The organism is Psychroserpens sp. (assembly GCF_047633235.1).
Taxonomy (GTDB): Bacteria; Bacteroidota; Bacteroidia; order Flavobacteriales; family Flavobacteriaceae; genus Psychroserpens.
This window is the reverse complement of record NZ_JBLIET010000023.1, coordinates 1-23,308: the sequence shown is the minus strand read 5'-3', so window position 1 is coordinate 23,308 and position 23,308 is coordinate 1. Positions and strand designations below refer to the sequence as shown.

Genomic DNA, 23,308 nt, shown 5'->3' with positions numbered 1-23,308 from the left:
TAATAATCAATTTATAATGACAATATGACGCTTTTTTTAGTTGGGTATATGGGATCGGGTAAGTCTGTAATTGGCAGTAAATTAGCAGATATTTTGAAATATAATTATCTAGATTTAGATGGTTATATTGAGGAAAAAGAGGGTGCAACCATAAAAATAATATTTAAGACGAAGGGTGAAATTTATTTTAGAAAACTTGAAAGTTCCTATCTTAAAGAGTTAATTGGTCTAAATAATACGGTTATATCTCTAGGAGGTGGTACTCCGTGTTATGGAAATAACCTGAATCTAATTTTAGAGTCTGAAAATTCATTAAGTATCTATTTAAAAGCTTCAATTAAAACGCTGGTAGGAAGATTGTATCAAGAGAGATATAAAAGACCTTTAATAGCTCATCTAGAAGATATAAGTGCACTTAATGAATTTATAGGTAAGCATATATTTGAGCGTGCTCCTTTTTATGAACAATCTAGTCTTAGTATTAAAACTGATGGTTTAGATATAAATGAGGTAGTTGATAATCTCGTTTTAAAATTATTTTAGAAAAGCTTGATGCACTTTACCAGTTAAAATAATTTCAATATGTTCATGTAGTGATGTTGATAAAGAAATTCCTTTGAAGTCTGCTTTCACTGGGTATTTCTTGTGATTTCTATTGACTAATACGGCGGTCTTAAATTGTTTTAAAGGCACATCTAGAAAATGTTTTACTCCATATATTAAAGTGCTTCCAGAGTTTAGAACGTCATCAATTAATACGATTGATTTATTGGCGTATGCTTCTTTACTTAAGGAGGTTTTTACTTCAATAAGGGGATTCTTTTTATCAATAATAACTTTGCAAATTACTGGTTTTATGTCAGAAATTTTTTCGAGAGTTTGTTTTAATTTTTGCGCGAGAATGAAACCATTATGTTCTATGCCAGCTAGTATAATGACCTTCTCCTCCACATTACATTCATAAATCTGATAAGCAATACGTTTTATTTTATGCTGTATTTCCTGATGATTTAATATAATATTTTTAGTAATGCTCATAGGTGCTTTCTGTTTCTTCAAAGATAAAAAAGAGTTTTCTTAATTGTTGTTTAAAAGTTAGATATCTTCTTCTGGTGTATCGTAAAAATCATCAATATCCCTTCTATCTTTTTTCGTTGGTCGACCTACTCCTTTTTTTCTATAATACTCTTTGGAGTATTTGAGTAATTCTTTAGCGTCAAACGCGTCTTTGGGAGTAACGTCTGTTACGTACAAATTAACTAGCTTGGCACCAACACGACTTTCAGGTAAATCATTGACTTGTAATTGATATTTTACTTGGTCTTTTCTAAATTCAATTTTATCAGTTGCATAAACATCTCTACTAGGTTTAACAACTTGATTATTTATTTTCACATGACCTTTTTTGCATGCATTAGTTGCAATACTTCTTGTTTTGCAATATCTAGTGCACCAAAGATATTTGTCTATTCGCATATTAAAACTGTAAAATTGGCGTTAATTGTATTGTGCAAAAGTATTATATTATTGTATCTTGCGCCTTAAAAATAAGCAATATTGAACAATTCAAATTTTTTTGAATTAAAGCAAATTTAATCACTATGAATTCTAAATACATTACAATCTTAATTGTTTTTTTAATTGCGACATTTTGGGCATGTACTCCAGATGAAACAGAGATTACAATAGTGCCCGCTCGTGATAGGGGAGAGCAGCAGATTATAGACAATGACTCATTGATAGAATATTTACAAACACATTATTATAACAAATCTTTCTTTAGTGACACGTCTGCAAATTATTCTAAAGATGATATAATAATATCGGAAGAATCAACGGATAGTGAAGGGAATCCCTATGAATTATTATTTAATGATGTTATTATGTACTCCTCATCATTTTTAAGCCAAGATTATGACTACTATGTCCTTGATTTGAATCCCGGAACAGGAGGTCCTCAGCCAAATTTTACTGACAATGTAAGTATAAGTTACACAGGTTTTTTACAAGATGACGATATTTTTGATAGTACTGTAAATCCGACGACTTTAGATTTAATAGGTGTGATTCCTGGTTGGAGAGACGTGTTGCAAGATGTTAAAACTGCTGAGAGTGGGCCATTTGAAAACGCTGACGGAACTTTTAGCTATGATAACTATGGACTTGGTGTTATGTTTTTACCATCTGGTTTAGCCTATTTTAACACGCCTCCATTTGGAATTCCACTTTACTCAAATTTAATATTTAAGTTTGAATTATACGCTTCGGAAGCAAATGATCATGATAGTGATGGTGTTTTTAGTCATTTAGAAGATATTAATGGGAATGAAAATATTACCGATGACGATAGTGATGGTGATTTAGTGCCAAATTTCTTTGATGTAGATGATGATGGTGATGGTGTATTAACCAGAAATGAAGATATAGATAATGATGGTGATCCAACTAATGATGATTCTGATATGGATGGAATCCCCAATTATTTAGATGTAGATTCCACTGAATCTAATCAAACAGATAGTTAAAAATAAAATTTATTTTCTTAGGATGATAGAATAAAAAAAAGACGCTAGAAGCGTCTTTTTTTTGTTTTTTACTCTTTCCGAATTAAATTATAAGGCAATAGACAAACTCAAAATTAATTGATCTGGTCTTGTGTCAATTCTGCTTATTGCACCTTCACCAATATTGTTATCAATAAAAGTAGCTTCGTTTTTGCTAAAACCTCTTTCGTACCTTAAGTCAATACCAATTTTATTAAAGCTTAATCCGATACCAAAGTTTAATCCAACAGAGAAGTCATCTTCTACATTTTCTATATTGATTCCATTGAATTCGGTATCAAGAATATATTGAAATGAAGGTCCAGCAAACACGCTAATTGGCCCAATAATAGTTATACCAACAAGTATAGGCGCATCAATTTTTTTTATTGAAAACTCACTACTATCGTATTCGCTTTTTGTAGCTGTATATATGAGTTCTGGTCTTAGGTACAAATCGTCACCAAATTTCCCAAAAACACCAAGATGATATCCGATATTTCGATCAGGGTTTTTAGAATTCTCACTGATAGATTCAAAGTAATCACCATTGGAACTGTAGTTTAATCCTCCTTTAAGTCCAAATGCACTCCCTTCTTGGGCATTAACATTCAAACAAAATAACGTTAGTAAAAACGTACTCATAATTAATTTTTGCATAATATTCTTTTTTTGTAATTTGGATTTATAACATCATAAACGTTACCAAAACAGAATTATTTCTTTTTTGTCTCAAAATAATAGGATGCTACAATGTGTTTAACATAAAAAATCTAGCTGATGAAAGCTAGATTTTTGAATTGATATTTTATAAAAGTTTTATTTTCTTTTTATAACCTTTTCAGAGGCATTTATAATAGCATTTGCATTCAACCCGTATTTTTCCATTAATTGAGCTGGAGTTCCAGACTCTCCAAAGGTGTCTTGAGTAGCAACAAACTCTTGAGGTGCAGGCCGGTGTAGGGATAATACTCTTGCAATACTTTCTCCTAAACCTCCTAAAATATTATGTTCTTCAGCAGTAACAATGCATCCAGTTTTTATCACAGAGTCTATAATAGCTTTGTCATCCAGAGGTTTGATGGTATGAATATTAATGACTTCTGCCGAAATACCTTTTTCATTTAGCGATTTAGCAGCTTCAAGTGCTTCCCAAACCAGATGACCAGTAGCAACGATAGTAACATCAGTACCTTCAGTTAATTTTAGTGCTTTACCAATTTCAAATGTTTGATCTACTGGAGTAAAGTTAGCTACTTTTGGTCTTCCAAAACGCAAATAAACAGGTCCTTGATGTTTTGCTATGGCAATAGTAGCGGCTTTAGTTTGATTATAATCACAGGTATTAATTACAGTCATTCCAGGTAACATCTTCATCAAACCAATATCTTCGAGGATTTGGTGCGTTGCTCCATCTTCTCCAAGTGTTAATCCTGCATGAGATGCACAGATTTTTACATTTTTATCAGAGTATGCAATACTTTGTCTAATTTGATCATAAACACGACCTGTAGAAAAATTAGCAAATGTACCTGTAAATGGAATCTTACCACCAATGGTCATACCTGCTGCAAGACCAATCATATTGGCTTCTGCAATTCCTACTTGAAAAAAACGTTCTGGATGGTTTGCCTTAAAATCATCCATTTTAAGGGAGCCAATCAAATCTGCACAAAGTGCAACTACATTCTCATTGGTTTTTCCTAATTCTGTCAATCCTGCTCCAAATCCTGAGCGAGTATCTTTATTTCCTTGGTTTTCGTATGTTTTCATCTTTTATCTCTTAATTTGAAGGATTAATAATCGCCTAAAGTTTCAGGGTTCTGTCTTAAACCAATAGCTAATTGATCGTCATTAGGTGCTTTACCATGCCAAGCATGCGTGTGCATCATAAAATCTACACCGTTGCCCATTACTGTATGCAGTAAAATACAAACGGGTTTACCTTGTCCCGTAAGTGATTTAGCTTTGGCCATTCCTTCTAAAATAGCATCTATATTGTTTCCGTTTTCAATATCTAAAACAGTCCAACCAAAAGCTTCAAACTTTCCTCTTATGCTACCCATAGGTAAAACATCGTCTGTAGAGCCATCAATTTGTTGTCCGTTTAAATCAATAGTAGAAATTATGTTATCCATATTATTTGCCGCAGCATACATAATACCTTCCCAGTTTTGACCTTCTTGTAATTCACCATCACCATGTAAACTGTAGACTAAATGAGTATCTCCATTTAATTTTTTTGTTTGGGCAGCACCTAAAGCAACACTAAAACCTTGACCTAATGATCCTGAGGCAATACGAATTCCTGGCAAACCTTCATGAGTTGTTGGGTGACCTTGAAGTCTTGAGTTAATTAATCTAAAAGTATTTAGTTCATCAACAGGGAAATATCCTGATCTCGCCAAAACACTATAAAATACTGGTGAGATATGACCGTTTGATAGAAAGAAAAGGTCTTCATCTTTCCCATCCATATCAAAAGTATCTTTTCTATCCATAATGTCCTGATAGAGTGCTACAAAGAATTCGGCACATCCTAATGAACCTCCTGGATGACCAGAATTTACCTTGTGAACCATTCGAAGAATATCTCTACGAACTTGGGTTGTTAAGTCTTGTAATTGTTGTGTGTTTGGCATATAAAGAGTGTGAATATTTAAGCCTCAAAAATAAAGTTTTCGTAAGGCTAATCAAAAATAGAGGCAATGCACTTATTAACGATTTTAGTCAGTTGCTAACAATTTTTATTCAAATGGAATATGAAAACTAGTTTTTAAGTTTCCGAAGACATAATTTTATTAAATGTTTAAGACCATAATACGTCTAGATAATTATCTTTGCTCACTTACGAATACGTTTTATGAAATTTGAATTAAAAGCAAGTGATCCTCAAAGTAAGGCCAGAGCTGGTTTAATAACAACAGATCATGGTCAAATTGAGACTCCTATATTTATGCCTGTTGGCACCGTTGCCTCTGTAAAAGGGGTTCATCAACGCGAACTTAAGAATGATATCAATCCAGATGTTATTTTAGCTAATACCTATCACTTATTTTTAAGACCTCAAACGCCTATTTTAGAAAAAGCAGGAGGTTTGCACAAGTTTATGAATTGGGATAGAAATATCTTAACCGATTCTGGAGGTTATCAAGTGTATTCTCTATCTGATAACCGAAAGATAAAAGAAGAAGGCGTAAAGTTTAAATCTCATATTGATGGGAGTTACCATGTCTTTACTCCAGAGAATGTGATGGAAGTTCAGCGTAGTATTGGTGCTGATATCATTATGGCATTTGATGAATGTACACCTTATCCATGCGATTATAATTATGCGAAACGTTCAATGCATATGACGCATCGTTGGTTAGAGCGTTGTTTAACACATTTGGATAAAACACCTTTTAAATATGATTACGAACAAACATTTTTTCCAATAGTTCAAGGAAGTTGTTATAAAGATTTACGTCAACAATCAGCAGAGTATATTGCCAATGCAGGAGCCCAAGGAAATGCCATTGGAGGCTTATCTGTTGGAGAACCAGCAGAAGAAATGTATGCCATGACAGATGTTGTTTGTGAGATTCTGCCTTGGGACAAACCACGTTACCTAATGGGAGTAGGTACACCTATAAATATTTTAGAGAATATTGCTTTGGGTGTGGACATGTTTGATTGTGTGATGCCAACGCGTAATGCAAGAAACGGGATGTTATTTACTGCTCACGGTTCTATAAATATTAAAAACTTAAAATGGGCAGATGATTTTTCTCCTGTTGATGAGATGGGAATTACTTTTGTTGATACAGAATATAGTAAAGCATACCTTAGACATCTATTTACAGTGAATGAATTACTGGGTAAGCAAATTGCTACAATTCACAACCTCGGATTTTATTTATGGTTAACTCGAGAAGCTAGAAAGCATATAATAGCTGGGGATTTTAGAGCTTGGAAAGACAAAATGGTGAAACAAATGGATAAAAGATTATAGGTGAAAATTCTCGATTGGTACATATTAAAACGCTATCTGCTTACATTTTTAATGATGTTGTTATTGTTTATTCCTATTGGGATTACAATAAACCTCGCTGAGAAAATTGGTAAGATTTTAGAACGTAATGTTCCTTTTGGAGCAGTCGCTCAGTACTATTTAGATTTTACGATTTATTTTGCAAATTTATTATATCCAATATTTTTATTTATCTCAGTAATTTGGTTTACATCTAAGCTTGCAAATAATACAGAAATCGTAGCTTTTTTAAGCTCGGGAGTTTCATTTTGGAGATTTTTAAGACCTTATATGATTGGCGCTACTATAATAGCGAGTCTTGCCTTAGTTATGGGTTTATATCTTGCTCCAGAAGCTAGCAAGGGGTTTAATGAGTTTAAATATAAATATTTAAAAAACAACTCTAGCGTTACTAAAACCACGAATATTTACCGGCAAATTAATGATAATGATTATATTTATGTAAGTAATTTTAACCCAGTAACGAAACGAGGGACTAATTTTACGCTAGAGCATTTTGTAGGTAATAAACTGACATACAAAATTACCGCAAATTCTATCATTGATAATGATTCGACATACCGACTTATCAATTATACAAAAAGAACGTTTGGTCCAGAAAATGACCTTATTGAAAACTCAAGTAGAAAGGATATTGAGTTTGATTTCGATACAGACGATTTAACACCAGAAGAATATATTGCAGAAACACTCCAATACGGTGATTTGATAAAATTTATTGAAAAAGAAAAACGAAGGGGCTCCTCTAACATTGGTCGCTATGAGGTCGTGAAATATAAAAAATGGAGTCTACCAGTGTCTGTATTTGTTTTAACCATCATCGCTGTTTCTGTATCCTCTATTAAACGTAGAGGAGGTATGGGAATTAATCTAGCCTTCGGGATTACAATTGCTATGGTTTTCGTGTTTTTTGATAAAGTGTTTGGAGTCATGGCAGCACAATCTAGCTTTTCACCAATAGTAGCCGTATGGTTACCAAATATTGTTTTTGGCATCTTAGCCGCTTATCTGTTATACAATGCCAAACGATAAATTTAAAAATTATCTTCATTTACATTTTCTAGTTTTTATAGCTGGTTTTACAGCTATTTTAGGAGAGCTAATTTCCATTGGTTCCACCGCTTTGGTATGGTATCGGATGCTCATTGCAGGTGTTTTGATGTTTACGTATATTAAAATTATTAAGCTCAAAATACAAGTATCAAAAAAAACAAAACTTAAATTTTTTGGAGCGGGAATTATAATCGCATTACATTGGATTACATTTTTTGAAGCCATAAATCAATCCAATATTTCTATAACTTTAGCGATGTTCTCTACAGGCGCTTTTTTTGCTTCTTTTATAGAGCCTTTGATTTATAAACGAAAAATTATCTGGTATGAAATTCTCTTCGGAATCATTGTCATAATTGGTGTTTTTCTAATTACACAAAGTGAGATCAAATACTTAAATGGGATTTTATTAGGGATTGTATCAGCATTGTTCTCTACGTTATTTGCAGTTATAAACGGAAAGTTTATCGCAAAACATCGTGCTACGGTTATCTCATTTTACGAATTTATAAGTGGTGTTGTCTTTTTATCATTATTTATACTCGTATTTCAAGGTGGTTTTTCTACAGATTTTTTCATATTAAAAACATCAGATTGGATTTATATTTTAATCCTTGCTTCTATTTGTACAGCTTATTCGTTTATTGGTTCTGTAAACGTGATGCGACATTTAAGTCCATATACTCTGATTTTAACCTATAATCTTGAACCTCTATATGGTATAGCATTGGCATTGTTATTATTTCCTGAAACTGAAATAATGAGTACACAGTTTTACTATGGTGCCTTTTTAGTTTTGGCTACCGTTTTAGCAGATGGTATTTTAAAAAACTATAAGCGCCATGTAAAGCGAAGTCGGTTAATGAGTAAAGCTGATACCCATCAGTAAATAACTGATTTCACCAGAATAAAACGCCTTGTTTATCTTTCTTTATCTTAACAAAAGGAATCGATAACTAGCGCCATGAATATATTTTCTTATCCATATAAAGACAAAAACATCATTTTCTTTTCAAGCGTATTCAATCTTTAACTGATAGAAAGTTTTTATATTTGCAGCAACTAACTAATCACTAATTATAACTAATCAAAATTTCTATGGAATATTTAGATTTTGAACTACCCATAAAAGAACTTCAAGACCAATTAGAAAAATGTCAAGTAATCGGTGAGGAGAGTGAAGTAGATGTCACACAAACTTGCAAGAAAATTGAGAAAAAGTTACTTGAAACTAAAAAAGAGATATACAAAAACTTGAGTGCGTGGCAGCGTGTTCAACTCTCAAGACATCCAGATAGACCTTATACTTTAGATCATATTAAAGCACTATGTGGCGATTCTTTTTTAGAATTACACGGCGATCGTAATGTTAAAGATGACAAAGCGATGATTGGTGGTTTAGGTAAAATTGGAGATCAAACGTATATGTTTATTGGTCAGCAGAAAGGGTATAATACTAAGACACGTCAGTACAGAAATTTTGGAATGTCAAACCCAGAAGGTTATCGTAAAGCTTTGCGATTAATGAAATCTGCAGAGAAATTTGGAATTCCCGTAGTGACATTGATTGATACTCCTGGTGCTTACCCAGGATTGGAAGCAGAAGAACGCGGGCAAGGAGAAGCAATTGCTAGAAATATACTGGAGATGACTCGCCTTAAAGTACCTATTATTACAATTATAATTGGAGAAGGAGCATCAGGTGGAGCTTTAGGGATTGGAGTAGGGAACAAAGTGCTAATGTTAGAAAATACATGGTATTCTGTTATTTCACCCGAATCTTGTTCCTCTATTTTGTGGAGAAGCTGGGAATATAAAGAACAAGCAGCTGAGGCTCTCAAATTAACATCTCCAGATATGAAGCGTCTCAAATTAATTGATGGTATTATCAAAGAACCGTTAGGAGGTGCACATACAGATAGAAAAGCAACATTTTTAGCAGTTAAAAATGCAATAGAGAAAAATTACGAAGAGCTTAAAAACTTATCACCAAAAGATTTGGTGAATCAACGTATGGAAAAATACTTAAACATGGGAGTTTTTAAAGGCTAAACCTTATAAAATATAGGCTTAAAAAAACTGAAACTTATTGTTTCGGTTTTTTTTGTCGCTATTAACAATATATTTAAGTTATTAACAGTTAAATTGTTGATGACCTGTTAAGATTGAGAATTTTTGAAATCCAATATTAGAATACATTTTATTTACATTCGCAGCTATGAAACAACCCAACCAACTACAAGGCTATCCAATAGATAAAAGCACAATTATAAGCTTAGAGAAAGGTAAGATACCGCCTCAAGCACTTGATCTAGAGGAAGTTGTACTTGGAGCTATGATGATTGATAAAAAGGGTGTTGATGAGGTTATTGATATTTTAAGTACTGAGGCTTTCTATAAAGACGCCCATAAACACATCTTTGAAGCTATTTTCAAATTATTTGAAAACAGTGAGCCTATTGACTTATTAACCGTTTCTAGTCAATTAAAGAAAGATGCAAAATTAGATCTTGCTGGAGGTGACTTTTATTTGATTTCTTTAACGCAACGCGTATCATCTTCTGCGCATATTGAGTTTCATGCGCGTATTATTCTTCAAAAGTATATTCAAAGAAGTTTAATTAAAATTTCTAACGAAATTATAGAAGAGGCTTATGACGAAACTAAAGATGTATTCGATTTATTAGATACAGCAGAAGCTAAGCTTTACGAAGTTACCCAAGGTAACGTAAAGAAATCTACAGAGTCTGCCCAAAGTCTGGTGATTCAAGCAAAAAAGAAAATTGAAGAAATATCCAATAAAGAAGGGATGAGTGGTATTCCAACAGGATTTACTAAATTAGATAGATTGACTTCAGGTTGGCAGCCAAGTGATTTGATCATTATCGCAGCACGTCCAGGTATGGGGAAAACAGCATTTACGTTGACCATGGCAAGAAACGTTGCAGTAGATAGTAATATTCCGGTAGCATTTTTCTCTCTGGAAATGTCATCTGTACAGTTAATAACACGTTTGATTTCTTCGGAAACGAACCTGTCTTCGGAAAAGTTAAGAACCGGAAAATTAGAAAAGCACGAGTGGGAACAGCTCAATGTGAAAGTGAAGACTTTAGAAAAAGCACCTTTGTTTATTGATGATACACCGTCGTTATCTATTTTCGATTTACGTGCAAAGGCAAGACGTTTAGCGTCTCAATACGGAATTAAAATGATCATGATTGATTACTTGCAGTTAATGACGGCAGGAGGAAGTCAAAAAGGGGGGAATCGTGAGCAAGAGATCTCAACAATTTCTCGAAACTTAAAAGCACTAGCAAAAGAATTAGCAATTCCTGTAATTGCCTTATCTCAGTTATCTCGTGCAGTAGAAACACGTGGAGGAAGCAAGCGTCCATTACTTTCAGATTTACGTGAATCTGGAGCCATTGAGCAAGATGCAGATATTGTATCCTTTATTTACAGACCAGAATACTACAAAATAGACGAATGGGATGATGACGAGCGCTCACCAACTGAAGGTCAAGGAGAATTTATTGTAGCAAAACACAGAAATGGTGGACTAGAAAGTATTCGATTGAAGTTTATTGGTCACTTAGGTAAGTTTGACAATTTAGATGATTTTGATACACCATTTGGTGAGTTTCATTCTAAAATGAATGCTGCTGCAAATGATGATACATTTACTCCAGATAAATTCCCATCTGCTTCTGATGCTTTTGGCACTCCAGAAGAGGATGATAATGATGTGCCATTTTAATGTTTTTTCGTTTGCTTAGTTGAATCTTTATTCACTTTTTATCGAAGTTCTAAATTTACTGTTTCAAAATCTAATCTTGAAAAGACGACTAGTTCAGACTACAATGGTGGAGGTAGATTGTCATCTTAAATCACAATTGTCCTTGCAGCTAAAAATAGAATGTAAGGTATTCCTAAGGAATATGACTATATAGAAAGTATACAAGTAAAACTTAATGTGAATCATAAGACTATTAGTCAATCATTAAACTATAATGTCATCCTAAGCTAGTATGTGATAACGATAGTCGTATCGAATAATAGCAATGAATTAAAATATATTTTGATATAAATGATTTCTTCGGAAAATTTTAAGATACTCTTAATTTATATAACACTATTTTCCACTAAATTTGCTCTTGCTATTAAGAAAACAATCAACGCCTCATGTTAGAAGAAAGACGTACAACTAATATCCTACTTTTATTTATTGTAGTTCCCGTAGTATTTTATCTGCTCCACATTTTATCGTTTATATTCATTCCGTTGATTTCATCAATGTTCATTGCCTTATTGTTTTTACCGTTAATGCGATGGTTGAGTAGACGAAATGTACCCAGATTAGTCAGTATCATTATAGTAATCGCTTTAATTGTTGGTGGTGTAATGATAGGAGTTGAGCTTGTGCAGCTGTCAAGTAAGCAAATACTATCAAACGATACGGGTTTTTTTGCTAAAGCAGAGGTTAAATTAAATGATCTTATTCTCTATATGCAAGACCGATTTGGTGTAGATTATAATCAAGGAGGTAATTTCTTATCACAGTTTTTAGCTAAAGACAATATAGGTTCTACATTTGATTTCGTTAGAAAGTTTCTTACCAATATTTTAATGATCGTGTTTTTTACTATTCTTTGGTTGTCTGAGTCTATCAACATGCACAAGGTTTTAAATAATACTATTTTAAAACGAAAGCATACCTCTGTAAAAGCATTTATAAAAATTGAAAGAGATTTAATCACCTTCATCAAAGTTAAATTTTTAGTGAGTTTACTTACTGGAATATGTACAGGATTAGCTTGTATTTTCTTTGATGTGAGTTTTCCTATATTTTGGGGATTATTTGCCTTCTTAATTAACTTTGTACAAATGGTAGGTTCGTTCATATCCGTAATACTATTATCTGTTTTTGCTTTTGTAGAGTTAGATCCTACCAGCACTTTATTCTTTTTTATAGTGTCTATAACAGGAGTTCAAGTGTTGTTTGGAGCTATATTGGAACCTATTTTTATGGGTAAATCATTTTCAATCAATGTCATAGCAGTACTAATAATGCTTATGCTTTGGGGTTTTATTTGGGGAATTCCAGGTTTAATTATGGCCATTCCTATTACAGTGTTCATCAAAATTATTTTAGAGCAGTTTCCAGCAACCAAAGTTATTGCTTCCTTACTTTCTGGATCAGAACGAAGTATTAAACCACGCCGTAAATAGATTTATTTCAATCTATAGTCTTCAGTCTAAAGTGTTCAGTGTTTGGGTTCATATATAGAGCCCAAATTTAAAACAAAAAGCAAAATCTAGTTCCTGACTTCTTTCGAAGGGAGGACAAATTCAGCTCAGCTGCATTAGGAGGGGTTAATACAATGAGTGCGTATTCATTATGAATTTAAAATTCTAAATACAGAATTTTATGCGTAAAACAGAAAACGGTGACTGGAAACTTTTTCAATTAACTTCAATTCTCTACTAAATCAATTACCTTTCTAGAATCATATTTAATTCGATAAAAATGGTTCATGGCACACATAATGCTGTCGCAGACGACAGAAATAAAGACATAAAAATTTATATTAATGGTGAGTACTTCAAAAGAGAGGATGCTAAAATTTCAGTATTTGATAGTGGTTATCTCGTAGGAGACGGGATATGGGAAGCATTACGTTTACACAAAGGGGTCTTGGTTTTTATTGATGATCATTTGGATCGCCTATGGACATCGGCCGCAACTGTTGGAATGAAATTCCCGTTTTCAAAAGAAGAACTAACCACTATCGTTTGGGAAGTGCTCAATGAAAATAGGATGACAGATCACATTCATGTTCGTATCATGATTACTCGAGGAATCAAAAAAACACCTTCTCAAGATCCAAGACTTACAATCTCTGGACCTAATATTGTTATTATTCCTGAATATAAAAAAGCTTCCGAAGAAAGTAAAGAAAAAGGAATTACCCTTTTCACATCTACTATAAGACGTGGGTCGCCAGATTATCTCGATCCTAGACTAAATTGCCATAGTAAATTACACGAGGTTCAAGCACTTATCCAAGCCATTGAAGCTGGTGCAGATGAAGCTTTGATGCTAGATGTCAACGGATTTGTATCTACCTGTAACGCCACTAATTTTTTTATTATTAAAAATGGAGAGGTCTGGACGTCAACTGGACAATATTGTATGAATGGTATCACCAGAGCCAAAGTTATTGAGGCTTGTAATCGCAATGGTATTATTTGTCGTCAAAAAGATTTTTCTCTATTTGATGTTTATGGTGCAGATGAGGCATTTGTCACTGGAACATTTGGAGGCTTAACACCTGTGATCAAGATTGATGGACGTGAAATTGGAACTAAATCTTATGGCGATATGACCAGAAATTTAAGTTGTCTATACAATGGATTAATCAATGAGGCTGTTACAAATGGTTAAAAATATAAAACGAATATCTGTTTGGTCTGGACCTAGAAACATATCAACGGCCTTAATGTATAGTTTTGCTCAGCGTAAGGATACCAAAGTGTTTGATGAGCCTCTGTACGCTTTTTATCTTAAAAATTCTAATGCTAAAGCTTATCACCCAGGAGCTCAAAACATTTTAGAAACCATGGAAAATGATGGTCAAAAAGTGGTGGATATGATGATTACTTGTTCGGAAAGTGACGTGCTTTTCTTTAAGAATATGACACATCATTTGTTAGACTTGGAGCGTTCATTTATGAAAGGTCTCACCAACGTGATTTTGACTAGAAATCCAATTGAGATGTTACCTTCGTTTGATAAGGTCATTCAAAACCCATCTATTGATGATGTTGGTTATAAATTACATATGGAATTGATTGAAGGGTTTATAAAAAACGATATTGATTTTGTTGTACTGGATTCTATGAACATATTATTAAACCCAAAGGGTGTATTAAAGCAATTGTGTGACCATATCGGAATTCCATTTGATGAAAATATGCTTAAATGGGAACCATCCCAGCGACTAGAAGATGGGGTTTGGGCAAAATACTGGTATGATAATGTGCATAACTCTTCTGGTTTTTCAGAATATAAACCTAAAATAGTTCCATTTCCGAAGCATTTAGAATCATTGCTGAATGAATGTTTGCCTTATTATAATAAACTTCGGAAATTCGCATTGACATAAAAACTCGGTTTTGAGTTAAAAAACATTTAAAACTATATTAAACTGGTGAACTTCGGAATAATTTTTGATTATATTTCAAGTATGAAACGTACCTTTTAAGAGCCTTGCTACCTGAGGCATTGATTAAAAGCAATTAGTATGTCACCGTTTGAAACAATACGCATAACCACATGAAAAAGATAGTTTCTCTAGTTATATTTTTATTTGTAATAACGCATTCTTATGCGTCTTACATATTAATCCCCATGGATTCTGAAGGCCAGGATAATCATTTAAAAGCCTATGGTGTTACCTATTGGACACTTGAAAAACAATTAAAAGTCAAATGGCTTTTAAATTATAAAGGAGGTTCCTTTTTATTACCAGATTCTGAAGAACTTCAACGAGAATGTCAAATTAGAGGCGTGACCTTTGAAGTCATATCAAATTCTAAAGCAGAAGAGATTTTAGAAATGATTGCCAGTCCGTCACAAAACATGGAAGCGGTTGTATTAGAAAAAGCACCAAAAATAGCGGTCTATTCGCCAAAAGGATTGCAGCCTTGGGACGATGCAGTGACTATGGTATTAACGTATGCCGAAATTCCTTATGAGACTATTTATGATGAAGAAGTGCTAAATGACGCGTTATTATTATACGACTGGTTGCATTTACATCATGAAGATTTTACAGGACAATACGGTAAGTTTTATAGAGCATATAGATCTGCATCTTGGTATATAAGAGAAAAAAAGGAAGCCGAAGAATTAGCGACGATCTTAGGTTATTCAAAAGTTTCCGATGAGAAACTGGCAGTCGCCAAAAAAATAAGAGAATATGTTATTGGTGGTGGGTTTATGTTTGCGATGTGCAGTGCAACAGATAGTTTTGATATAGCACTCTCTGCAGATGGTGTTGATATTTGTGAACCTATGTTTGATGGTGACGGGAGTGATGCTGGCTATCAAAACAAAATTGATTACTCCAAGACATTCGCTTTTAAAGACTTTTTATTAGAGACGAGTCCCAATGTTTATGAATTTTCGTCTATAGATATGACTAGAAAGCGCAGTATTCCAAAGACTACTGATTATTTTACACTTATGGAGTTCTCAGCGAAATGGGATCCCATCCCGTCAATGCTCTGTCAAAACCATACAGCTTTAGTAAAAGGTTTTATGGGACAAACAACGTCTTTTACTCGAGAAGAAATTAAGTCTAATGTTTTGGTAATGGGAGAGAACAAAACAAATGGCGAAGCAAAATATATTCATGGAATTAAAGGGAAAGGCTTTTTTACCTTTTATGGAGGTCATGATCCAGAAGATTACACGCATAAAGTTGGTGATCCAAAAACTGAGTTAGATCTGCATCCAACATCTCCAGGTTATAGATTGATCTTAAATAATGTGTTGTTTCCAGCTGCTAAAAAGAAGAAACAGAAGACCTAGTATTTAATATTAGAGTTATAGATTGAGTGGCTTTTTAATATAAATAAAATTGCACCTCGTTTTGACGATAAAAAAACCGATTCAGGCATGAATCGGTTTTTAAAGTATTAATGAGAACCTACACTACAACCACAAGCGCTCCTTGTAAAGCTTTGTGAATCTTCATGCCAAGGAAAAGCTTGGTTGTATTTTGAATTCTCCCAATAAAATTCTGATCGTTCTTTAGGGTGATTTCCAATTTCATTCATCGTTTCGGTATCGTACATACGACCATTAATCATGGTATAAATAATGCTTTCAGAGTTTCTAATATCCTCTAATGGATTTTTATCCATAACAATTAAATCTGCTAATTTCCCCTTTTTAAGAGAACCAATATCATTTCCAGCGCCTATATAATTAGCTCCATTTATGGTAGCAGCTTGTAATGCTTCGTGATTGCTCATTCCGCCTTGTTGAAGCATCCATAATTCCCAATGCGCACCGAGACCTTGAAGCTGTCCATGCGCACCAAGATTAACTTTTACTCCAGCATCAGTTAACGCTTTACATGTTTTAGAAACTAGGATATGTCCATTCTCATATTCTTCATCAGGAATCATAATGCGATGTCTTGATCGTGCATCTATAATTCCTCGAGGTGTATACTTTAAAAGTTTTTCGTTTTCCCATACATTGGTATTTTGATACCAATACATCTCACCATTCATTCCTCCATAATTCACAATAAGTGTTGGCGTATAACCTACATTACTACTTCCCCAAAGTTCTAAGACATCTTTGTAAACTGGAGCCACAGGAATATTATGCTCAACTCCAGTGTGTCCATCCATAATCATTGTCACATTATGATAAAATGTTGATCCGCCTTCTGGAACAACAAAGATGCCTTCTTCACGTGCTGCCTGCAACACCTGCTGTCTTTGCTCGCGTCGTGGCTGATTATAACTTTTAACAGATAAGGCTCCAAAAGCTTTTGTTCTTCTAATTGATGAACGTGCATCTTCAAGATTATTTATGACTGCTTTAAAATCACCATCGGCTCCATATAGTATAAAACCAGTAGAGTAGAGACGAGGTCCAACGAGTGTTCCGTTTTTTTGTAATTCGGAAAGCGCAAAAACTGTTTCAGAATTTGCTGAAGGATCATGAGCAGTTGTGACACCATAAGCTAGGTTTGCATAGAATTGCCAGTGTTTTTGAGTCGTTAAACCAGCTCGAAATCCGCCAATATGGGCATGAGCATCAACCATCCCAGGCATAATTGTCTTTCCTCTGACCTCATACACTTTTGCCTCTGATGGAATTGAAATATCAGAACTCTTACCAAGAGCTTCTATTCTATTGTTGTTGATAACAATCGTTCCGTTTTCAATGATTTCATTACCTTCCATTGTGATGATTCGGGCGCCTTTAAATGCGATTTTCCCTTGAGGTTTATCTGTGTTTACTTCTAAGTTTATTTTGGTTCCAGACTCTATAAGTTTTAGGTCTTCGGAAACTTCAGTTGAATAATACATGTTTCCTAATGACCAATGTATGGTTTGACTATCTTTTGACCAATGTAAATTAATACCAGCATCTTTAGAAAGTTGCGTAATTGGAACAAATTTAGTTTTGTCTGTTAAATCTAAAGTTTGCCCAGCTTTAGGCATTGGAGCCATAAATACTTTATGTAAATGGACAAAAGCGATCCAATTTTCATCTGGACTTGGAACGAGACGATTACCGTGTTTAGACTTTATAAGAATACGTTCGTCAAAACCATTAAGGTCTATACTCTTCAATTCTTTGGTCAATGCACCAAAAAACTGGCCCCCTTTCTGGTAGATGATTCTAGTGTCAGCATTATTAAATAGTGCATAATCTCCTTCTTTTGATATCCGTTTTGGATTAGATCCATCAGCATTCATTAGATATAATCCGGTTTTCTTATCGAAAGTTCGTCCTTGTTCATTGTTTCCGTCTTCTTTTCGATATACAATATGTTTACCACTGTGTGCATATGACGGATTTCTATAGATGCCTTTTTCCGAAGATAATTGTATTGGAGTTCCTCCGTTTGTAGGAACCGAATATATTGCCCCTAAACGGTTGTCATTCCATGTAACATAAGTAATTGTTTTACCGTCAGGAGAGAAGGTCGGTTCAAATTCAAAATCTGTTCCAGTCGTTAATCGTTTTGCTGTTCCGTTTGGTAACTTCTGAGTATATAAATAACCAAGTGCATTAAAGGCTATGTGTTTTCCGTCTGGAGAAGTTACTGTATGCCTAATCACTTTTGCATCAAAAGTATCTGGAGATACGGGAGTATCAAACTCAATTGCTTTAGCGATTTTAATCGTTGCATTGACCTGAAATGGAATATCAGAAACCTCAAGTGAGCTAATATTTATAGTGTTTATTTTTCCACCAGACCAAATGACAATATCTTTATTATTAGGCATCCAATTAAAATTAGTATACACACCAAAAATGGCCCAAGCTTCTTGTTGATCTTTATTAAGTTGATCATAGATTGGCCATTCTTCACCAGTTTCTAAATCATGAATATATAGCACAGATTTTGTACGAACACGTTTTACAAATGCGAGTTTCTTTCCATCTCTAGAAATTTGAGGACGAGCAGCACCACCAGGACCTCCGGTAACCCTTATGGTTTTTCCTGTTTCCATGTCGTAACGATTAATCACATAAATTTGACTGTTCGGATCTTTATTATACTGAAATGCTCCCCCTGGGTATACGTCCTCACTATAATAAAGATATTTGCCATCAGGAGACAAAGTTGGTTCATTGACATCTTGTTGGTCATTTTTCTTTGTGGTTAACTGTATGCCGCTCCCACCCGTTTTATGATACATCCATAGCTCACCAGCACCAAGAGAGCGACCAGAAGTGAAATGCTTTCTGGCAATCAAATAATTCCCATCTGGTGTCCAAATAGCATTGTTTAATAGTCTGAATTTCTCTTTAGTGATTTGTTTGGCATCAGACCCATCAGTATTCATAATCCAAATATTGTCACCTCCGCCAGCATCACTTGTAAAAGAAATATAATTACCATCTGGACTAAAACGAGGTTGAATTTCAAATGGGAGTCCCTCGCGCAGAACGGTCGCTTTTCCACCATGAATATCTAGTTTGTAAAGGTCTCCTAATAAATCGAAAACGATAAATTTACCGTCAGGACTTACATCTAGATTCATCCATGTGCCCTCGTTAGTGGATAGCTCTAGTTCTTCGAAGTCCCAATTACCTTTAGGATTGGATACATCCCAATGCTTTTTCTCATCTTCTTTTTTATCTTCTTGACTAACTGTATTTAAAGAAAATAGAAGGACGAGTATTGTAATGAGTTGAATGCGTTTCATTTGATTAGTTTTAATTGAAATGTAAGTTACTTAAAAAATTGAAAGTGCGTTGCAAATCTACTTTAGAAAAATGCTCCTTAACTTAAATAGTTAAAGCACAAAAAAACCGATTCATTTCTGAATCGGTTTTCTAAGCGAATTGTTATTATTATTTAGGCCAACGCCTTATTTGATTTTGTTTACCACTGCTTCAAAAGCTTCTGGGTTATTCATTGCTAAATCTGCAAGAACTTTACGGTTCAATTCGATATTATTAGCCTTAAGTTTCCCCATAAATCTTGAATAGCTCATTCCATGTTGTCTAGCTCCCGCGTTAATACGCATAATCCATAATGAACGGAAATTTCTCTTTTTTACTCTACGGTCTCTATACGAATATTGCATCGCTTTGTCAACCGCGTTTTTTGCTACTGTCCAAACGTTTTTACGTCTTCCAAAGTAACCTTTTGCTTGCTTAAGAACCTTTTTTCTTCGGGCTCTTTTTGCTACTGAATTTACTGATCTTGGCATTTTTTTAATTGTGTTTTTGTAGTAGGCGGTCTATAATGACACTTGCTAAATTTTTTTGCCTAACTCCAGGGTTTATAAATTTGTTTTAACCGATTAAAACAAGATTACTTTAAACGTAACATTGTTTTAATATTGTTCTCATCTGCTTTATGTACTAAACCATCATGAGTTAATCTGAGCTTACGCTTTTTCGACTTCTTTGTTAAGATGTGACTCTTAAAAGCATGCTTTCTTTTAATTTTACCAGTACCTGTAAGCTTAAAACGCTTTTTAGCACTAGATTTTGTTTTCATTTTAGGCATTGTTTCCTATTTTATTTTACGATTCGCTTATTATCTTCAATACTGTTCCGAAGCGTCGGTTCAGTTTATTTTACTTTTTTTGGTGCGATGAACATAGTCATACGCTTACCTTCTAATCTTGGCATTTGTTCGACCTTACCTAATTCTTCAAGATCTTGAGCTAATCTTAATAATAAGATTTGACCTTGTTCTTTAAATATGATTGATCGTCCTTTAAAAAATACAAATGCTTTTAATTTTGCGCCGTCTTTTAAAAACTTCTCAGCATGTTTCTTTTTAAACTCGTAATCATGGTCATCTGTTTGAGGTCCAAAACGAATTTCTTTGATCGTTACCTTAGTTGCTTTAGATTTTAGAGCTTTATCACGTTTCTTTTGTTCATAAAGAAACTTCTTATAGTCCATAACCTTGCATACAGGAGGATCAGCTTTCGGTGAAATTTCAACAAGATCTAAACCTTGCTCATCTGCAATGGCTAATGCATCTTTAGTTACATAAATACCAACTTCAATATTGTCACCGACAAGTCTTATCTTTTCGGCTCTAATTTTAGAGTTAATTTTGTGTTGATCTTCCTTTACTACTCTCTTAGAGTTGTGTCTTCTACGTATTGCTATGGCTTATATATTTAAGTTAAACTAATTTTTTATTTAAACGTTTTTAACGTCTTATTGACTTCGTTTGTAACGATTTCTGAAAACTCTTCTACACTAATCATCCCTAAGTCCTCTCCACCATGTTTTCTCACAGAAATCATGTTTTCATTCTCCTCATTCTCTCCAATAATAATCATGAATGGTATTTTGTTCATTTCCGCTTCACGGATTTTCTTACCTATTGTTTCGTTTCTATTATCTTCGAGGGCGCGAATTTCGTGTTTTTCTAGCAATTTTAAAACTTTTTCGGAGTATTTTTCATATTTCTCACTTAATGTTAATACAATTGCTTGCTCAGGCACTAACCATAAAGGGAAATTACCTCCTGTATGTTCTAATAAAATGGCGATGAAACGTTCCATACTTCCAAAAGGTGCACGGTGTATCATTACCGGTCTATGTAGCTCATTATCACTTCCTTTATAATTGAGATCAAAACGTTCAGGTAAGTTATAGTCTACTTGAATTGTACCAAGTTGCCAATTTCTACCTAAGGCATCTTTCACCATGAAGTCTAATTTTGGACCGTAAAAAGCAGCTTCTCCAGTTTCAACCACATAATCTAAACCTTTATCAATTGCGGCATTTAGTATGGCATCTTCTGCTTTTTTCCAATTTTCGTCGCTACCTATATATTTTTCAGGAGTCTTTGGATCTCTTAAAGAAACTTGAGCTTTAAAATTTTCAAAACCTAAGGAACCAAATACATAAAGAACTAAATCAATAACATCTTTAAATTCTTTATCTAATTGATCTGGAGTACAGAATATGTGAGCATCATCCTGAGTAAAACCTCTTACTCTTGTCAATCCATGTAATTCTCCACTTTGTTCATATCTATATACGGTACCAAATTCGGCATAACGTTTTGGTAGTTCTTTATATGAAAAAGGTTTTGCATTATATATCTCGCAGTGATGCGGGCAATTCATTGGTTTTAATAAGAATTCTTCTCCTTCATTAGGAGTATGTATGGGTTGAAAACTATCTGCGCCATATTTTTCAAAATGTCCAGATGTTACGTAAAGTTCTTTTTGTGCGATATGTGGTGTGATTACCATTTCATACCCCGCTTTTTTCTGAGCGGCTTTCAAAAAGTTTTCTAGACGTTCTCTTAGAGCAGCACCTTTAGGTAGCCATAACGGAAGACCTTGCCCTACTTTTTGAGAAAATGTGAATAACTCTAATTCCTTGCCTAGTTTTCTATGATCACGTTTTTTTGCCTCTTCTAAAAGGTGTAAATACTCGGTGAGTTCTTTTTGCTTCGGAAATGAGATACCATATATTCTAGTCAGCTGTTTGTTGTTTTCATCACCTCTCCAATACGCACCAGCAACAGACATTATTTTTACAGCCTTGATGATTCCCGTATTTGGGATGTGTCCACCGCGACATAAATCGGTAAACGTGGAATGATCACAGAATGTAATAGTACCATCCTCAAGATTTTCAATTAATTCAACTTTGTAGTCATTGTTCTGAGATTTATACAATGATAAAGCGTCATCCTTGCTAACAGAGCGTAATGTAAAATCATGCTTACCTCTTGCAATTTCAATCATTTTAGTCTCAATAGTCTTAAAGTCTTTTTCTGAAACTGAATGATCTCCAAAATCTACGTCATAATAAAACCCGTTTTCTATTGCTGGTCCTATAGATAATTTAATACCTGGATATAATTCCTCAAGGGCCTGAGCTAAAAGATGAGAAGACGAATGCCAGAACGCTTTTTTTCCTTCGTCGTTTGTCCAGGTGTAAAGTGTTAATGAGCCATCATTGTATAGTGGAGTGGAAGTTTCAATTGTTTCATCGTTGAAATTTGCTGAAATAACATTTCTAGCGAATCCTTCACTTATACTTTTAGCAACTTCCATAGGAGTTGTTCCTTCTTCAAAAGTTTTAATGGTACCATCCGGTAAAGTAATATCTATCATAATAAGAGACCTCATAATTTAGTGGGTAAAGATAGTATCTTAAATAATTACACACAATATATGTAACACATAATCGTGTATGCAAATAGTTCAATGATGAAATATTTATTAATTATCAAATTTATAAGGGTGTAATCTCCTCATTTATAGAGTGTGCATGGTACTTAAAAAAGTACTTTTTAAAAAATCTCAAAAAAGGTTAGTTTAGAATAGAATAAGTATTGTATATTTGCACCCGCTAAGCGCAATATGTTTGGCGGTGTTCTTATAGAAAATGTATTGTTTTTAGGATTGAGAAAGTTTTTAA

Annotated in this window: 21 protein-coding genes; 11 read left to right on the top strand and 10 right to left on the bottom strand. The window is 33.9% G+C overall.

The genetic code is table 11. The features are described 5' to 3' along the window. Nucleotides 1–24: 24 nt before the first annotated feature. The gene (locus ACJAZK_RS09175) at nt 25–543 is read left to right on the top strand and encodes a shikimate kinase (protein WP_415223678.1); all 519 of its coding nucleotides are present in this window, start codon (nt 25–27) and stop codon (nt 541–543) included. Here ACJAZK_RS09175 and ACJAZK_RS09170 read toward each other — a convergent pair. Next, nucleotides 535–1,038 (bottom strand): phosphoribosyltransferase family protein, encoded by a 504-nt coding sequence (locus ACJAZK_RS09170; protein WP_415223677.1) that lies wholly within the window; start codon nt 1,036–1,038, stop codon nt 535–537. The genes ACJAZK_RS09175 and ACJAZK_RS09170 overlap by 9 nt on opposite strands. A gap of 57 nt (nt 1,039–1,095) precedes the next feature. Further along, complete coding sequence (locus ACJAZK_RS09165) at nt 1,096–1,476, bottom strand: RNA-binding S4 domain-containing protein (RefSeq protein WP_147231777.1); 381 nt, start codon at nt 1,474–1,476, stop codon at nt 1,096–1,098. A gap of 125 nt (nt 1,477–1,601) precedes the next feature. On the opposite strand from ACJAZK_RS09165, the gene ACJAZK_RS09160 reads away from it, so the two are divergent. Next, nucleotides 1,602–2,525, top strand: a complete 924-nt coding sequence (locus ACJAZK_RS09160) for an FKBP-type peptidyl-prolyl cis-trans isomerase (protein ID WP_415223676.1) — start codon at nt 1,602–1,604, stop codon at nt 2,523–2,525. Nucleotides 2,526–2,612: 87 nt separating this feature from the next. Here the strand turns inward: ACJAZK_RS09160 and ACJAZK_RS09155 are convergent, their stop codons facing one another. The 3 genes from ACJAZK_RS09155 to ACJAZK_RS09145 all read right to left on the bottom strand — a co-directional run bounded on the left by ACJAZK_RS09155 (nt 2,613) and on the right by ACJAZK_RS09145 (nt 5,185). Beyond that, a complete protein-coding gene (locus tag ACJAZK_RS09155; RefSeq protein ID WP_415223675.1) occupies nt 2,613–3,203 on the bottom strand; it encodes an outer membrane beta-barrel protein in 591 nt (196 codons plus the stop codon). Nucleotides 3,204–3,362: 159 nt separating this feature from the next. Next, nucleotides 3,363–4,316, bottom strand: a complete 954-nt coding sequence (locus tag ACJAZK_RS09150; protein ID WP_415223674.1) for a transketolase family protein — start codon at nt 4,314–4,316, stop codon at nt 3,363–3,365. Nucleotides 4,317–4,339: 23 nt separating this feature from the next. After that, nucleotides 4,340–5,185, bottom strand: a complete 846-nt coding sequence (locus tag ACJAZK_RS09145; RefSeq protein ID WP_415223673.1) for a transketolase — start codon at nt 5,183–5,185, stop codon at nt 4,340–4,342. Nucleotides 5,186–5,406: 221 nt separating this feature from the next. Here ACJAZK_RS09145 and tgt point away from each other — a divergent pair, with 221 nt between their 5' ends. From tgt to ACJAZK_RS09100, 9 genes are all read left to right on the top strand, one after another. Beyond that, entirely contained in the window at nt 5,407–6,537 is a 1,131-nt protein-coding gene (tgt, locus tag ACJAZK_RS09140) for a tRNA guanosine(34) transglycosylase Tgt (RefSeq protein ID WP_415223672.1), read from the top strand. Continuing rightward, nucleotides 6,538–7,608 carry an LptF/LptG family permease gene (locus ACJAZK_RS09135; RefSeq protein ID WP_415223671.1) on the top strand — a complete coding sequence of 357 codons (1,071 nt, stop codon included), beginning with the start codon at nt 6,538–6,540 and terminating at the stop codon, nt 7,606–7,608. Further along, nucleotides 7,595–8,518: a DMT family transporter gene (locus tag ACJAZK_RS09130; protein ID WP_415223670.1), complete on the top strand. Its 924-nt coding sequence runs from the start codon at nt 7,595–7,597 to the stop codon at nt 8,516–8,518. The genes ACJAZK_RS09135 and ACJAZK_RS09130 overlap by 14 nt, the downstream gene beginning before the upstream one ends. 209 nt (nt 8,519–8,727) lie before the next feature. Beyond that, nucleotides 8,728–9,681: an acetyl-CoA carboxylase carboxyltransferase subunit alpha gene (locus ACJAZK_RS09125; RefSeq protein ID WP_028871993.1), complete on the top strand. Its 954-nt coding sequence runs from the start codon at nt 8,728–8,730 to the stop codon at nt 9,679–9,681. A 166-nt stretch (nt 9,682–9,847) separates the two neighbouring features. Then, nucleotides 9,848–11,386, top strand: coding sequence for a replicative DNA helicase (gene dnaB, locus ACJAZK_RS09120; protein ID WP_415223669.1), 1,539 nt, complete (start codon nt 9,848–9,850; stop codon nt 11,384–11,386). 425 nt (nt 11,387–11,811) lie between these two features. After that, nucleotides 11,812–12,858, top strand: a complete 1,047-nt coding sequence (locus ACJAZK_RS09115) for an AI-2E family transporter (protein ID WP_415223668.1) — start codon at nt 11,812–11,814, stop codon at nt 12,856–12,858. Between the two features lie 298 nt (nt 12,859–13,156). Then, nucleotides 13,157–14,074: an aminotransferase class IV gene (locus ACJAZK_RS09110; RefSeq protein WP_415223667.1), complete on the top strand. Its 918-nt coding sequence runs from the start codon at nt 13,157–13,159 to the stop codon at nt 14,072–14,074. Continuing rightward, nucleotides 14,067–14,795 (top strand): sulfotransferase family protein, encoded by a 729-nt coding sequence (locus ACJAZK_RS09105; RefSeq protein WP_415223666.1) that lies wholly within the window; start codon nt 14,067–14,069, stop codon nt 14,793–14,795. Before ACJAZK_RS09110 ends, ACJAZK_RS09105 begins: the two co-directional genes overlap by 8 nt. A 245-nt stretch (nt 14,796–15,040) precedes the next feature. Next, the gene (locus tag ACJAZK_RS09100) at nt 15,041–16,225 is read left to right on the top strand and encodes an asparagine synthetase B (RefSeq protein ID WP_415223704.1); all 1,185 of its coding nucleotides are present in this window, start codon (nt 15,041–15,043) and stop codon (nt 16,223–16,225) included. 107 nt (nt 16,226–16,332) lie between these two features. On the opposite strand, the gene ACJAZK_RS09095 is transcribed toward ACJAZK_RS09100, so the two are convergent. From ACJAZK_RS09095 to thrS, 5 genes are all read right to left on the bottom strand, one after another. Beyond that, the gene (locus tag ACJAZK_RS09095; RefSeq protein ID WP_415223665.1) at nt 16,333–19,599 is read right to left on the bottom strand and encodes an amidohydrolase family protein; all 3,267 of its coding nucleotides are present in this window, start codon (nt 19,597–19,599) and stop codon (nt 16,333–16,335) included. Nucleotides 19,600–19,764: 165 nt separating this feature from the next. Then, nucleotides 19,765–20,109, bottom strand: a complete 345-nt coding sequence (gene rplT / locus ACJAZK_RS09090) for a 50S ribosomal protein L20 (RefSeq protein WP_028873112.1) — start codon at nt 20,107–20,109, stop codon at nt 19,765–19,767. A 104-nt stretch (nt 20,110–20,213) separates the two neighbouring features. Continuing rightward, nucleotides 20,214–20,411: a 50S ribosomal protein L35 gene (rpmI, locus tag ACJAZK_RS09085; protein ID WP_028873111.1), complete on the bottom strand. Its 198-nt coding sequence runs from the start codon at nt 20,409–20,411 to the stop codon at nt 20,214–20,216. A gap of 65 nt (nt 20,412–20,476) precedes the next feature. Continuing rightward, entirely contained in the window at nt 20,477–21,022 is a 546-nt protein-coding gene (gene infC, locus ACJAZK_RS09080) for a translation initiation factor IF-3 (RefSeq protein ID WP_084142342.1), read from the bottom strand. A gap of 35 nt (nt 21,023–21,057) precedes the next feature. Beyond that, a complete protein-coding gene (thrS, locus tag ACJAZK_RS09075; RefSeq protein ID WP_415223703.1) occupies nt 21,058–23,001 on the bottom strand; it encodes a threonine--tRNA ligase in 1,944 nt (647 codons plus the stop codon). Nucleotides 23,002–23,308 lie beyond the last annotated feature (307 nt).

What these genes read in the sequence shown, in the direction of transcription:
- ACJAZK_RS09175 (WP_415223678.1), top strand. Translation starts at nt 25, where the DNA reads ATGACGCTTTTTTTAGTTGGGTATATGGGATCGGGTAAGTCTGTAATT.
- ACJAZK_RS09170 (WP_415223677.1), bottom strand. Translation starts at nt 1,038, where the DNA reads ATGAGCATTACTAAAAATATTATATTAAATCATCAGGAAATACAGCAT.
- ACJAZK_RS09165 (WP_147231777.1), bottom strand. Translation starts at nt 1,476, where the DNA reads ATGCGAATAGACAAATATCTTTGGTGCACTAGATATTGCAAAACAAGA.
- ACJAZK_RS09160 (WP_415223676.1), top strand. Translation starts at nt 1,602, where the DNA reads ATGAATTCTAAATACATTACAATCTTAATTGTTTTTTTAATTGCGACA.
- ACJAZK_RS09155 (WP_415223675.1), bottom strand. Translation starts at nt 3,203, where the DNA reads ATGCAAAAATTAATTATGAGTACGTTTTTACTAACGTTATTTTGTTTG.
- ACJAZK_RS09150 (WP_415223674.1), bottom strand. Translation starts at nt 4,316, where the DNA reads ATGAAAACATACGAAAACCAAGGAAATAAAGATACTCGCTCAGGATTT.
- ACJAZK_RS09145 (WP_415223673.1), bottom strand. Translation starts at nt 5,185, where the DNA reads ATGCCAAACACACAACAATTACAAGACTTAACAACCCAAGTTCGTAGA.
- tgt (WP_415223672.1), top strand. Translation starts at nt 5,407, where the DNA reads ATGAAATTTGAATTAAAAGCAAGTGATCCTCAAAGTAAGGCCAGAGCT.
- ACJAZK_RS09130 (WP_415223670.1), top strand. Translation starts at nt 7,595, where the DNA reads ATGCCAAACGATAAATTTAAAAATTATCTTCATTTACATTTTCTAGTT.
- ACJAZK_RS09125 (WP_028871993.1), top strand. Translation starts at nt 8,728, where the DNA reads ATGGAATATTTAGATTTTGAACTACCCATAAAAGAACTTCAAGACCAA.
- dnaB (WP_415223669.1), top strand. Translation starts at nt 9,848, where the DNA reads ATGAAACAACCCAACCAACTACAAGGCTATCCAATAGATAAAAGCACA.
- ACJAZK_RS09115 (WP_415223668.1), top strand. Translation starts at nt 11,812, where the DNA reads ATGTTAGAAGAAAGACGTACAACTAATATCCTACTTTTATTTATTGTA.
- ACJAZK_RS09110 (WP_415223667.1), top strand. Translation starts at nt 13,157, where the DNA reads ATGGTTCATGGCACACATAATGCTGTCGCAGACGACAGAAATAAAGAC.
- ACJAZK_RS09105 (WP_415223666.1), top strand. Translation starts at nt 14,067, where the DNA reads ATGGTTAAAAATATAAAACGAATATCTGTTTGGTCTGGACCTAGAAAC.
- ACJAZK_RS09100 (WP_415223704.1), top strand. Translation starts at nt 15,041, where the DNA reads ATGGATTCTGAAGGCCAGGATAATCATTTAAAAGCCTATGGTGTTACC.
- ACJAZK_RS09095 (WP_415223665.1), bottom strand. Translation starts at nt 19,599, where the DNA reads ATGAAACGCATTCAACTCATTACAATACTCGTCCTTCTATTTTCTTTA.
- rplT (WP_028873112.1), bottom strand. Translation starts at nt 20,109, where the DNA reads ATGCCAAGATCAGTAAATTCAGTAGCAAAAAGAGCCCGAAGAAAAAAG.
- rpmI (WP_028873111.1), bottom strand. Translation starts at nt 20,411, where the DNA reads ATGCCTAAAATGAAAACAAAATCTAGTGCTAAAAAGCGTTTTAAGCTT.
- thrS (WP_415223703.1), bottom strand. Translation starts at nt 23,001, where the DNA reads ATGATAGATATTACTTTACCGGATGGTACCATTAAAACTTTTGAAGAA.